Below are 14,620 nucleotides of genomic sequence, written 5' to 3'. Positions count from 1 at the left end.
GGCCACCGCACCCGCACACGGTGCTTACACGTATGTCGGCCCGGGCCACAGCAACCGTTGCTACGCGGAGGAGAAATGACGTTGCCCGAGACGGGGCAAGATTCGCAGTCGGGCTCAAGATCCGCGATCAACTCACCGGAAGTGGGCACCGAAACTGTCACCCCTATTGCGGTGATCGGCATGGCGTGCCGGCTGCCCGGCGGGATCGACTCCCCCGTGCAGCTGTGGGAGGCGCTGCTGCGCGGGGATGACCTGGTCACCGAGATCCCGCCCGACCGCTGGGACGCCGACGACTACTACGACCCCGAGCCGGGCGTGCCCGGGCGGTCGGTGTCGAAATGGGGCGCCTTCCTCGACGACGTCGACTGCTTCGACTCCGAGTTCTTCGGCATCAACGATCGCGAGGCCACCGCGACCGATCCGCAGCACCGACTGCTGTTGGAAACCTCCTGGGAGGCGATGGAGCATGCGGGTCTGAGCCGGGAGGCGCTGGCCGGTTCGCGGACCGGGGTGTTCGTGGGCTTGACACACGGGGACTATCAACTGCTGGCCGCCGATGCCAACGCGGTGGAGCAGCCGTACGGCTTCACCGGCAACAGTTACAGCATGGCGTCGGGGCGCATCGCCTACGCGCTCGGCGTTCACGGTCCCGCGCTCACGGTGGACACCGCTTGCTCGTCCGGCCTGACCGCGATCCATCTGGCCTGTCGCAACCTGCACGAGGGCGAAAGCGACCTCGTGCTGGCCGGCGGCGTGACGCTCGCGCTGGATCCGCGCAAGTGGTCGGCGGGTTCGGCCGAGGGCATGCTGTCCCCCACCGGTCGCTGCCACGCCTTCGACGTCGCCGCCGACGGGTTCGTGCCCGGTGAAGGCTGTGTGGTGTTGTTGCTCAAGCGGTTACCGGATGCGCAGCGCGATGGTGACCGGATTCTGGCGGTGATACGTGGCACGGCCGCGAACCAAGACGGCCGCACGGTGAACATCGCGACGCCGTCGCGAGCCGCGCAACTCGCGGCCTACCGGCAGGCGCTGGCCGCGGCCGGCGTCGATGCCGAAAGTGTGGCCATGGTCGAGGCACACGGGACCGGCACGCCCACCGGCGACCCGATCGAATACGCCAGCCTGGCAGAGATATACGGCGTCGACGGCCCCTGCGCGCTGGTGTCCTCGAAGACCAATTTCGGGCACATGCAGGCGGCCTCCGGGCCGTTGGGACTGCTGAAATCCGTTCTCGCCCTGCAGCACGGTGTCGTCCCGCAGCACCTGCACTTCAATCGGCTGCCGGACGAGATGGCGGCGATAGAGACAAATCTCTTCGTGCCGCAGGAGAATGCGCCGTGGCCGAGTAACGGTGACCGTCCGCGGCGGGCGGCGGTGTCGGCATATGGGATATCGGGAACCAATGTGCACGTGATCCTGGAGCAAGCTCCGGCGATACCCATCAACGAGCCGCGAGTCGAATCTCCCACGGCCTCACCGCTGGTGTTCCCGTTGTCGTCGACGTCGGCCGACGAACTGCGCCGCACCGCCGGCCGGCTGTGCGACTGGGTGCAGGCACACGACGACGTGGCGCTGGCGGACCTCGGCTATACCTTGGCGCGCCGGCGGGCGCACCGCCCGGTGCGCACCGCCGTCATCGCGAGTCGCCGCTCGGAGCTCACCGACGCGCTGCGTGAGGTTGCCGACGGCGACACTCCGTACCCCGCGGCGGTCGGCCGCGACGACCGCGGTCCGGTCTGGGTGTTCTCGGGCCAGGGTTCGCAGTGGGCGGGCATGGGCGCCGAACTGCTGGCGACCGAACCCGTGTTCGCCGCCACCGTCGCGCAAGCCGAGCCGCTGATCGCCCAAGAGTCCGGATTCTCGGTCACGCATGCGATCTCGGCGCCCGAGGTCGTCGCCGGCCAGGACCGCATCCAACCGACTCTTTTCACCATGCAGGTCGCCCTCGCCGCCACCCTGAAGGCCTACGGAGTCCGCCCGGCCGCGGTGATCGGGCACTCCCTCGGTGAGGCTGCTGCGGCGGTGGCCGCGGGTGCGTTGTCACTCGAGGACGGCGCGCGGGTGATCTGCCGGCGGTCGCGGTTGATGCGCCGCATCGCCGGCGCCGGCGCCACGGCAGCGGTGGAATTGCCTGCCAAGCAGGTGCTTTCGGAATTGACGGCGCGCGGCGTCAACGACGTCGTGTTGGCGGTGGTGGCGTCGCCGCAGTCCACCGTGGTTGCCGGCGCGGCGCAGACGGTTCGCGATCTCATCGCCACGTGGGAACAGCGTGACGTGATGGCCCGCGAAGTGCCCACCGACGTCGCCTTCCACTCACCACAGGTCGATCCGATCCTCGGCGAGCTGACCGACGCGCTGGCGGAACTGGACCCGATGACACCGGAAGTCCCGTTCTACTCCGCGACCCTGTTCAATCCGCGCGAGCCGGCGAAGTTCGACGCCAGGTACTGGGCGGACAACGTACGACGCATGGTTCGTTTCGCCGCGGCGGTGCAGGCGGCCCTGGAGGATGGTCACCGGGTCTTCGCCGAGCTGGCACCGCATCCTCTGCTCACCCGCGCGCTCGAACAGACCGCGGCCAGTCTCGACGTGCCGATGGCCACCGTGGCCGGTATGCGGCGCGGACAAGCGCTCCCATTCGGGCTGCGCGGGTTCGTCGCCGACCTTCACAACGCCGGCGCCGCAGTCGATTTCTCGGTGCTCTACCCGCACGGCCGGCTGGTGGACGCACCGCTACCGACGTGGACGCGCCACCGGCACTGGTTGAGCGGCGACGGTCAGGATTCTCCGATCCGCGGCGCCTGCACCATTTCCGTGCATCCGTTGCTGGGTGCGCATGTGCGACTGCAAGAGGAACCCGAACGCCATGTCTGGCAAGGGAACCTCGGCACGGCCGCACAGCCCTGGTTGGAAGATCACCAGATCCGCAATGTCGCTGTACTCCCGGGGGCAGCGTATTGCGAGATGGCGCTGGCCGCCGCCCGCACCGTGCTGGGCGAGGCTTCCGAGGTCCGCGACATCCGTTTCGAGCAGGCGCTGCTGCTCGATGAGCAGACGACAGTCGGCGCCTCGGCGTTGTCGTTGTCACCGGGCGTCGTCGACTTCACCGTGGAGACCAATCAGGAGGGCCAATCAGCCCGGCAGGCGTCGGCGGTCCTCCATACCGCCGACGATGTGCCGGCGCCGTCGCACGACATGTCCGCCTTGCTGGCCGCACATCCGGGCCAGGAGGACGGCGACGAGGTGCGCATGCGCATGGATCAGCGTGGCATGCAGTACGGCCCGGCTTTCAGCGGGCTTGGTGTGGTGCACACCGGGGAAGCCGGCACCGTGCTGGCCGAGGTCGCACTACCCCGCCAGATCCGCTCGCAACAAGATGCCTACGGAGTGCACCCCGCGCTGCTGGACGCCTGCTTCCAATCCGTGGAGGCCCATCCTGACGTTCGGGCGTTGGGAGAAGGCATGCTCGGGTTGCCGTTGGGGGTACGCCGACTCCGCGCCTACGCCGATGCCCGCAACGCGCATTACTGCCTCACGACGGTCACGAAGGCCGATGCGTCCGGCGTCGAGGCCGACATTGACGTACTCGATGAGAACGGCACCGTCATGCTCTCCGTGCAGGGCCTGCGATTGGGCGCCGGAGATTCCGAACAGGGCCGCCGGGACCGAGTGCTGGCCGAGCGACTGCTGACCATCGAATGGCAGCCCAAGGAGCTGCCCGAAACCGAGCACGTCGACGCCGGAGCGTGGCTGCTGATCAGCATCGCCAACGCCGACCAGATGGCCACGGAACTGGCCGACACCCTGAAATCACTTGGTGCGCAATGCAGCAGCATGTGCTGGCCGCAAAACGCCGACCACTCCTCGAACGCGGCCCAACTCGGCAATCATCTGCGCACCGGCGGATTCACCGGTGTGGTGATCCTGACGGCCCCCAGGAACGGCGCGGGCGAGGACCAGTCACCGATCCTCGGTCGGGAGTATGTGCGGCATCTGGTGCGCATCGCCCGCGAATTGCCGGAGATCGCCGGCGAGCCTCCGCGCCTCTACGTCGTCACCCACAACGCGCAGACCGTGGTGGCCGACGACTCGCCCAACCTCGAACAGGCGGGCCTGCGAGGTCTGATCCGGGTGATCGGCACCGAGCATCCGCATCTGCGCGCAACGCAGATCGATCTGGACAACGAAAGCGATACCGAGCAACTGGCACGGCAACTTCTGGGCGAGTCCAATGAGGACGAGACCGCCTGGCGCGGCGGCCAGTGGTACACCGCACGGTTGTACCCGACTCCGCTGCGGCCCGAAGAGCGCAAAACCACCGTCACCGACCACTCCTGCGACGGGATGCGTCTGCAGATCCGTACGCCCGGGGATCTGGAGTCGATGGAACTCGTTGCGTGCGACCGTGTTCCGCCGGGCCCGGGACAGATCGAGGTCGCGGTCACGGCATCCAGTGTCAACTTCGCGGACGTGCTGGTCGCGTTCGGCCGCTACCCCGCGTTCGACGGAAAGCTGCCAGAGCTCGGCATCGACTTCGCCGGCGTGGTGACCGCCGTCGGCCCCGACGTGACCGACCACAAGGTCGGCGACCGCGTGGGCGGTCTGTCCGCCAACGGCTGCTGGGCCAGGTTCATCACCTGCGATGCCAATTTGGCCGTCACGCTGCCGGAGGGTCTGACCGATGCGCATGCGGCGGCCCTGACCATCGCGACGGCCACCGCCTGGTGCGGCCTCAACGATCTGGCCCGCATCAAGGCCGGTGACAAGGTGCTCATCCACTCCGCAACCGGCGGTGTGGGTAAGGCGGCGGTGGCAATCGCGCGCGCTGCCGGCGCTGAGATTTTCGCCACCGCCGGCAGCGAGCAACGTCGACAGCTATTGCGCGACATGGGTATCGAGCACGTCTACGACTCGAGAGGCTTGGATTTCGCCGATGAGATCCGTGAGGATACGGACGGCGGCGGTGTTGATATCGTGCTGAACTCGGTCACCGGCGCCGCGCAGCGCGCCGGTCTCGAATTGCTCGCCTTCGGCGGGCGGTTCGTCGAGATCGGCAAGCGCGACATCTACGGCGACACCCGGTTGGGGCTCTTCCCATTCCGGCGCAACCTCTCGTTCTTCGCCGTCGACCTGGCGTTGATGTCGGTCAGCCACCCCGAGCAGGTTCGGAAACTGCTGGAAACGGTGTACCGCCTCACCGCCGAGGGTGCGCTGCCCATGCCGGAGTGCACCCATTACCCGCTTGCCGACGCCGCCACCCCGATTCGGATGATGAGCGGGGCGCGGCACACCGGAAAACTGATTCTCGATATGCCGCAGGCGGGGAACAGCAATGTGGTGGTGCCCCCCGAGCAGGTTCGGAGCTTCGCTCCCGACGGCGCGTACATCATCAGCGGTGGCCTGGGCGGGCTGGGGCTGTTCTTCGCAGAGAAGATGGCCGGCGCCGGTGCCGGACGCCTCGTGTTGTCTTCGCGCTCGCAGCCCACGCTCGAAGCACTGGAAACGATTCAGCTGATCCGGGCGCTCGGCGCCGACGTGGTGGTGGAGTGCGGAGATGTCGCCGAACCCGAGACGGCTCAACGGTTGGTGGCCGCGGCGACCGCCACCGGTCTGCCTGTGCGCGGTGTGCTGCACGCGGCCGGGGTGATCGACGATGCCACATTGACCAACATCACCGATGAGCTGATCGAACGCGACTGGGCGCCAAAGGTCCACGGCGCCTGGAACTTGCACGCTGCCAGTGCAGGCCAGCCGTTGGACTGGTTCTGCTCGTTCTCCTCCGCTGCCGCGTTGGTGGGTTCGCCCGGCCAGGGTGCGTATGCCGCGGCCAACAGTTGGCTGGACGCGTTCACCTTGTGGCGGCGGGCCCAGGGCCTTCCGGCGACCGCGATCGCATGGGGGGCGTGGGCCCAGATCGGGCGCGGCACAGCCCTGGCCGAGAGCGCCGGGGTCGCCATCACGCCCGAGGAGGGTGCGTACGCCCTCGAAGCGCTGCTCCGCCATGACCGCGCCTACACCGGCTATGCGCCGATCACCGGCACGCCGTGGCTGACCGCCTTCGCCGAGCAGATCCCGTTCGCCGAGGCGTTCCGTTCCAGCGTGCAGAACGCCGCGGGCACAAGCAGGCTGCGGGCCGAGCTCGACGAGCTGCCACCGGAGGAATGGCCCATCCGGCTGCGGCGCCTGCTCTCCGATCAGGTCAGCCTGATCCTGCGGCGCAGCGTTGACCCGGACCGTCCGCTCGCCGAGTACGGCCTGGATTCGCTGGGCGCACTGGAACTGCGTACCCGGATCGAAACCGAGACAGGGATCCGGGTCAATCCCGCCGACCTCTCCTCCATCGGCACGGTTCGCGGACTGGCGGACCTGCTCTGCGAGAAGTTGGCGCCCGCGCAAGCCACCTGACCGGGCTGCGCGAGAGTTCGCGGCGGTTTCGAGCCCACCCGGGCGCGCTGGTAGCGTGCGTCGGGCGGACTGGTAAGGAGAATGCGTGAAAGCCCTGCTGAGAACGATGATCGTCGGGCTTATCGAGCCTGTCCTGTTCGGCTTGATCCTGTTCGTGGTGGCAGGCACGTTCGACTACTGGCAGGCGTGGGTTTTCCTGGCGGTGTTCGCTCTGTCGTCGTGGATCCCCGGCGTGTATCTGCTGCGAACCAATCCCGATGCGCTCAAGCGCCGGATGCGCGCGGGGCCGACAGCCGAGACACGAACCAAGCAAAAGGCTTTGATCGCCGGCTGGTACCTATCGCTGGCCTCGGTGTTCGTTATCAGCGCGCTTGACCACCGCTTCGGCTGGTCGCAGGTACCCACCGCGATCTGCTTGGTCGGCGACGTCCTGGTCGCCATCGCACTCGGCGTGGTGATGATGGTGGTGATCCAGAACAGTTATGCGGCCGCGGTCGTACGGGTCGAGGCGGGCCAGAAGCTGGTCCGAACCGGGTTGTATGGACTGGTGCGGCATCCCATGTACACCGGCAATGTGATTTTGGTGGTTGGCATTTCCCTTGCCCTGGGCAGCTATTGGGGGTTGGTCGTCGTCGTACCGGCCGTGATCGTGCTCGGCCTGCGGATCCGGGACGAAGAGAAGCTGCTCCAGGAAGAGTTGGACGGCTACCGCGAGTACACGCAGGAGGTGCGCCACCGCCTGGTGCCCGGCGTGTGGTGAGACGCCGGATCGCTCACCAACTCATGGCGTGAACTTGTTTCCCTGAGCCGATTCGCTGCACACGTGCTCGCTCAAGCTTCTGACGGACGGCGCGTCGACCAGGATTGACACCCCGAGGTCGGCATCAAGGGCGGTGTTGATCGCCGTGATCGCCCGCATCGCCGAAATCGAATCCCCGCCCAGGTCGAAGAACGACTCGTCGACACCTACGCGATCTAACCCCAGCACCTGGGCGTAGATGCCCGCCAGGATCTGCTCCACCAGGGTCGTCGGGGCGAGATAGTCACCAGCGGTGTCGTCGCCTTCGGGCGCCGGGGGCGCCGCACTCCCCGGCTGGTTTGACACTGCCCGCTTGCCTATCTCATCCAACCGGGCGTGGTCGGTCCCATCGAGCACATCGATCGATGACAACGGCCGCGTCGGATGGGCGGTCATCTCCACCAACACCTGCTGGTACCGCTCGATCAGCGCTCGGACGCTGGCCACGTCGAAAACATCGGTGCGGTATTGGACGCGAAGTTCCAGTTCGCGGCCCGGTCCGGCTTGCACCGTCAGCGGATAGTGGTAGAAGTCGCGGCTGGTGAACCCGGTGATGGCCAACCCGTTCGCGCCCGGCGGCGTGCCGGTGTCGGTCGGGTAGTTCTCGTACACGAAGACGGTGTCGAACAGTCTTTCCTGACCGGTGATGCGATGGATCTCGCTGAGCGCCAGGTGCTGGTGGTCGAGGGTGTCGTTGTGGGTGCTTTGCAGCTGATCGAGCAGATCTGCGGTGGTCGTTGCCGGCGTGATGTGCGCCCGCACCGGCACCGTGTTGATCAACAACCCCACCATCGATTCCGCGCCGTCGACCTCAGCCGGCCGACCCGAGACCACGGTGCCGAAGGCCACGTCCCGCTCGCCGGTCAGCGAGGACAGAAGTAGCGCCCAGGCACCCTGCAGCACGGTGTTGACGGTGGTGTGGTGCGAGCGCGCCAGCTTGGTGAGGGCCCGCGTGGTCTTCGCAGGCACCCGGAACAATTCGACGCTTCGCCGCCCGAACCCGAGCTCCTGCGGCGGGCCGACGAGAATGGGGGTGTCGAAATCGGTGAACACCTCGCGCCACGCCGCTCGGGCGGCTGCGTGATCCCGTTCCGCGAGCCAGGTCATGAAGCTGCGATACGGCGAGGCCGCGGGCAGCCGGTGCCCGTGGTAGCCGGCGAAGATCTCCTGCAGCAGGATCGGCATCGACCAGCCGTCGAGCACGATGTGGTGGTTCGTCAGCACAAATCGGTACCGGTCGTCCGAGATGCGGATGAGAGCTGCTCGGAAGGCGGCCTGGTCGACGAGATCACAGACCGCGGCGCGTTCGGCGGCACAGAGCCGCTCGATTTGCTCATCGACGTCGAAACCGGCGCCGCCGGAGTCTAATTCGACATACCGCCAGGGCGCGACGGGGTCAGCGGGAATGATCTGTACCGGTTGCTCGAATTGTGGACAGAATCGGGCGGCCAGGTGTGGATGCCGGTCGACCACGGTCTGCACGGCATCGCGTAGCCGATGCGCGTCTACCGGGCCGCTCAACGCGATGTCCAGCTGCACCGCGTACGCATCGTCGCCGGAGCCTTTCGCGATGTCGGCGTGATAAAGCAGGCCCTGCTGCAAGGGGGTCAGCGGCAGCACGTCGACGATCGGGAACTGGGCGTGCAGCTCGTCGATCTGCTGCTGGCTCAGCCGCGCCGGGGCGATATCCGACGGGGTCAACCCGCCCCCGCCGCGCCTGACATGCGCGCAGATGCCGGCCAGGGCGTCGAACCACAACCGGCTGATGCGGGTGACCGCCATGCGATCCATCGCCGAGGGCGCCCACGACCAGGTGGCGCTCAGGTGCGGGCCGGAGTCGGTGTCGAGGGTGACCGCGTTGAGCTCGACGGTGTGCGTCAGGGCAATGGGCATGTCACTGGGCATCGCCTCGACGGCACCGGTCAACGACAAGCCCTCTTGGCTGAACCGCCACACATCACCGGACGCATAGGCCGCCGGCGAGCCCAACCTCCCGAAATAGTTGAAGCCGATCGCCGGGTCGCGCCCGGCCAACTCCACATCGGGATTCAGGTAGCGCAGTAGGCCGTAGGTCAGGCCGTCCGGCAGCGAACGCAGCTGCTCTTTGGCGTCTTTGAGCACTGCGCCCAGCGCCGCATCGCCGGTCACCACCTGGGTCCAGCTCAACCCACCCACAGCTAACGACACCGGGTACTTGGCGGTGAACCACCCCACCGTGCGCGACAGGTCCACATCGGCGCCCAGCTCCGCCAAGTCCTCCTGGCGACCGTGGCCCTCCACATCGATGGTGATCGGAGCGCCGCCGGTGCCCAGGAACTGCGCCCACGCCAACCCGAACGCGATCAACAAGATCTCGTGCACCCCGGCGTGGAACGCAGCCGGTACCTCACCGAGGAGCAGGTGGGTGGTCTCGGCGTCCAGCAGCTCCGTCAGGTATCCGGCCGTGGCAAGCGTGTCCACCGCGGGTTGCGGCGCCGGCAACGCGGCGGGGATCGCGGCCACCTGCCGCCACACATCCGCCTGGCCGACCACGTCCGGATGGCGCGCGTACTCATCCAGCAGCTCCGCCCACCGGGCAAACGACGTCCCCGTCGGCGGCAACAGCACGGGCTGTCCGCCGCGATGCTGGGTCAAAGCAATGTTGATGTCCTCCAACACAATCCGCCACGACACCCCGTCAACGGCCAGGTGATGAACGATCAACGCCAACTGGCCGGTGGAGGAAGCCCACACGGCGCTGAGCATCGCCCCGTTGGACGGTTTCAACCGCGACCGCGCCGCCACCAGCGTCTCATTCGTCAACACGTCCACCGTTTGCAGGCACCCGCGGGCGTCCACCAACCCCGGGTCGGGCACGGTCAAAGACCACCTCCCAGCGCCGTCGTCCGCGGCACGCAGCCGCAACATGGCATGGCGATCCAGCAGGGCCTGCAGCAGCACCACCACATCAGCCTCGGTCATCCCCGCAGGAGCCTGCAGCAGAACCGTCTGGTTGAACTCGTCGATCGGGCCGCCGGCACTTTCCACGCCTTTCAACCAGTGCATGATCGGGGTCGCGATCACCGGGCCGGTGCCCTCGTCGGTCTCGGCGCCGGGACCGTCGGCCAGCCTGACCACTCGGGCCAGGCGCGCCACGGTCTGCTGGACGAAGATGTCGCGCGGGCGACCGACCAGGCCCGCGGCGTTGGCCCGCATGATCACCTGGATGGCGGAAATGCTGTCGCCGCCGAGGTCGAAGAACGAGTCGTCGACCCCGACCCGCTCCAGCCCGAGAACCTCGGCGTAGATGCAGGCAAGGATCTCCTCGACGGCGTCGGCCGGGGCGCGGTAGTGATCGACGTCGGAGTACTCCGGCGCCGGCAACGCGCGAACGTCGAGCTTGCCGTTTACCGTCAGCGGAAGCGCGTCCAGCGTCACGATCGCGGCCGGCACCATGTACGCGGGCAGCCGCTCGGCCAGCTCGGCACGTAGCCCGGCCGAATCGTCGATGCCGGTGACATACCCCACCAGCCGCTTGTCGCCGGGCCGGTCCTCGCGGGCGATCACCACCGCTTGCTCCACTCCGGCCAAACCGGCCAGGGCAGCTTGGATTTCGCCGAGCTCGATGCGGTACCCGCGGATCTTGACCTGCTCGTCGGCGCGACCCAGGTACCTCAGCTCGCCGTCGGCACCCCAACACACCAGATCCCCGGTGCGATACATGCGGGTGCCGGGGCCACCGAAGGGACACGCCACGAACCGTGCCGCGCTCAGCCCGGACCGGCCCACATAGCCGGCGCCCACCCCGGCGCCGGCCACATACAGCTCCCCCACGACACCGACCGGCACCGGTCGCAACCAGGCGTCGAGCACGAAGAAGCCCAGGTGCGCCAGCGGCATCCCGATCGGGCTGACGGCGTTGTCGATGTCGTCGAGCAGGATCTCGCGGAACGAGGCGTGCACCGTCGTCTCGGTGATCCCGTACATGTTGATCAGTCGCGGTGCTTCCGGATGCTGCTTCAGCCAGCCCTTGAGCCGCGGCGGCTCCAGCGCCTCGCCGCCGAACACCACCACGTCAAGTGCCAACTCGGACGCCGAGTCGGGGGTCAGCTCATCGATGGATTGCAGCGCGTAGAACGCCGACGGCGTCTGGCTCAACACGTTGACCTGCTCATCGATCAGCAAGTCGTGGAACTCCTCCGGCGACCGAGCCACCGAATCCGAGACGATCACCAGCCGCCCACCATGCAAAAGCGCGCCGAAGATCTCCCAGACGGAGAAGTCGAAAGCCAACGAATGGCTCTGTGTCCACACCTGTTTCGGCGGCAGTTCCAGCCGGGTGTCGATAGCCTGCAGCAGCCGGGTGACGTTGTGGTGAGGGATCGCCACTCCCTTGGGCACACCGGTCGTGCCCGAGGTGTAGATGAGATAAGCGATGTCGTCTGGGCGCGGCCCCGGCGGGGCGCTGATGAGTTGGTTGTCGAGCGCGGAGTCATCGACGTCGATGACCGTCAGCCCGCGTCCGGCCAGCCGTTCGGCGAGCGCCGCCGTGGTGAGCGCGGCCACCGGCGCCGCATCACCGAGCACGAACTCCAACCGCGCGTCGGGCACTGACGGATCGATCGGCACATACGCCGCACCGGTCTTGAGCACCGCAAAAATCGCGACGACCGCTTCGACGGAGCGTCCGAACAGCAACGCCACCCGCTGCCCAGGCTCCACACCGCGGTCAATCAACATGTGCGCCAACCGGTTTGCAGCCTCGTCCAGGTCGCGGTATGTGATGGTGCGGCCGTCGAAGCTGACGGCCGGCGCGTCGGGAGCGTGGACGACCTGCGCCTCGAACAACGCCACAATCGAGTCCGTGGCGACCGGCTGGTTCAGCGCCGCCCGATTGCCGATCGCATCGACGCGGGCATGTTCGCCGGCATCGAGGACATCGATCACCGACAACGGCCGGGTGGAGTCGGCGGTCATTGCCTCGAGCACCCGTTGCAACCGCTCGATCAGGGCTTCGATGCTGGCTGTGTCGAACACATCGGTCCGGAACTCCACCGTGCCCGAAATGCCATCAGCCTCACCAGTTTCGGTCCAGCGTTCGGCCAGCGAGAACGACAGATCCATGCGCGCGGTGTGGGTGTCGAGCGGCAACGGGGTGGCCTCCAGATCACCCAACGTCAAGCCGGCCGCGGACTCACCGGCGAAGTTCTGCCACGCCAAGATGACCTGCACCAGCGGATGATGGGTCAAAGACCGCGCCGGATTGAGCCGTTCGACGAGCACTTCGAAGGGCACGTCTTGATGCTCGTACGCGGCCAGACTGCGTGCGCGCACCTGAGCCAGCACGTCGGCAACACTGGGATCTCCGGCCAGATCGACCCGCAGCACCAACGTGTTGACGAAGAACCCGACCAACTCGTCGAGTGCGGGATCGCGCCGCCCGGCGATCGGGAACCCCACCGCCACATCAGAACTCGCGCTGAGCTTCGAAAGCAACACCGACAACGCGGCCTGCATCACCATGAAACTGGTCGCGCCGTGCTCGCGAGCCACTGCCCGCACCCGCTCGTGCAATTCCGAAGGCCAATCCACCGCCACCGTGGCACCGCGCTGATCAGCCACCAACGGATAGGGCCGGTCGGTCGGCAGCATCAAGCGCTCGGGCATCCCGCTCAGCACGCCCTCCCAGAATGCGAGTTGCCTGGCGATACGGCTGTCGCTGTCCTCGAGATCACCAAGCTGCGCGCGCTGCCACAGCGTGTAGTCGGCGTACTGCACCGCCAACGGCGCCCACCCTGGGGCTTGCCCCGCACACCGACTGGCATAGGCCACTCCCAAATCGGCCACCAACGGCCTGATCGACCAGCCGTCAGCAGCGATGTGGTGCACCACCGCCACCAGCACGTGTTCGTCGTCGGCGAGGCGGAAAAGGCGTGCCCGAAGCGGAATCTCCTCGGCGAGAGTGAAACTGTGCCGCGCCGTTTCTTCGACGGCCTCCTCCAACCGGCGTAGCTGCCAGCCGGTCGCATCCACCGTCTCCCAACCGAATTCGGCCTGCTCTGTGGGCACGACCAGCTGCTGAGGTATCCCGTCGGCCGCCGGGAACACCGTGCGCAGGCTTTCATGGCGATCGAGTACATCGGCGAACGCCGCGCCCAGCGCGTCGACATCAATGCGCCCTTGAAGCCGCAGTCCCACCGCCAGGTTGTAAACCGGTGAGGGCCCCTGCAATTCGTCGATGAACCACAACCGGCTTTGAGCAAACGACAGCGGCATCACCGCCGGCCGCTCGCCGGCCACCAACGGCTCCAGCCGGCCCTCATCTGTTCCCATGCGCAGCGCCAACTGGGCGACCGCGGGAGCATCGAACACGGTCCTGACCGCAAGGCCGATATCCAATGACTTGTTGATCGCCGCGACCAGGCGCATCGCGGACAGGGAATCGCCGCCAAGCTCGAAGAACGAGTCGTCGACGCCGACGCGATCCAGTCCGAGGACTTGGGCGTAGATGCCGGTCAGGATCTCTTCGGTTGCGTTCGCCGGGGCGCGATACCGCTCGGCGTCTTGGTATTCCGGTGCCGGTAATGCCCGTTTGTCGAGCTTGCCGTTGACGGTCAACGGCACCGCGTCGATCGCCACCACCGCGGCCGGCACCATGTAAGCGGGCAGCTTCTCGATCAGCGCGGCACGCGCCACTGCGGGATCAGCGGTGCCGGTGATGTAGCCGACCAGCCGCTTGTCGCCGGGGCGGTCCTCGCGGGCGATGACCACCGACTGCTCGACCCCGTCCAAACCGGCCAGAACGGCCTGGATCTCGCCGAGCTCGATGCGGTACCCGCGGACCTTGACCTGCTCGTCGGCGCGGCCCACATAATCCAGTTGCCCATCGGCGCGCCAACACACCAGGTCCCCGCTGCGGTACATCTGTGTTCCTGGCTGTCCCGCACTACCGAACGGACATGCCACAAACCGCGTGGCGCTCAGGCCCGCCCGGCCCACATAGCCGTACCCGAGCCCGGCGCCGGCCACATACAACTCGCCCACCACACCCGGCGCCACGGGCCGCAGCCAGTCGTCGAGCACAAAGAAGGCAAGAGAGGGCAGCGGCACCCCGATCGGGCTGGCCGGGCTATCGACGTCGGTATCGACGATCTCGCGGAACGAGGCGTGCACCGTCGTCTCGGTGATGCCGTACATGTTGATCAACCGCGGTGATCCCGCATGATTGTCCAGCCACGGGCGAAGACGGGTGGGTTCCAGCGCCTCACCAGCGAACAACACCGCCTCGAGCTGCAACCCTTCACGCAATCCGCACTGTTGGGCATCGATGGATTGCAGCGCATAGAACGCCGACGGGGTCTGACTCAACACACTGACGCGCTGGCCGACCAGCAGGGCGTAAAAGTCCTCGGGCGACCGCACCACCGACTCGGGCAC

2 protein-coding genes and 1 pseudogene (1 of these 3 cut by a window edge) are annotated in these 14,620 nt (G+C 67.3%); 2 read left to right on the top strand and 1 reads right to left on the bottom strand.

The features are described from left to right. Positions 1 to 75: 75 nt before the first annotated feature. Both pks2 and AU185_RS21930 read left to right on the top strand, forming a co-directional pair. Entirely contained in the window at positions 76 to 6,405 is a 6,330-nt protein-coding gene (gene pks2, locus AU185_RS21935; protein WP_059098200.1) for a sulfolipid-1 biosynthesis phthioceranic/hydroxyphthioceranic acid synthase, read from the top strand. Positions 6,406 to 6,511: 106 nt separating this feature from the next. Further along, entirely contained in the window at positions 6,512 to 7,165 is a 654-nt protein-coding gene (locus AU185_RS21930; protein WP_156425635.1) for a methyltransferase family protein, read from the top strand. Positions 7,166 to 7,231: 66 nt separating this feature from the next. Here AU185_RS21930 and AU185_RS21925 read toward each other — a convergent pair. Then, a pseudogene (locus tag AU185_RS21925) lies at positions 7,232 to 14,620 on the bottom strand (non-ribosomal peptide synthase/polyketide synthase) (its annotated part continues 25,038 nt past the right edge of the window); the annotation flags it as partial.

It is taken from the genome of Mycobacterium sp. GA-0227b (genome assembly GCF_001499855.1).
GTDB lineage: Bacteria > Actinomycetota > Actinomycetes > Mycobacteriales > Mycobacteriaceae > Mycobacterium.
The sequence above is the reverse complement of the archived record's forward strand: the minus strand, read 5'-3'. Positions and strand labels throughout refer to the sequence as shown.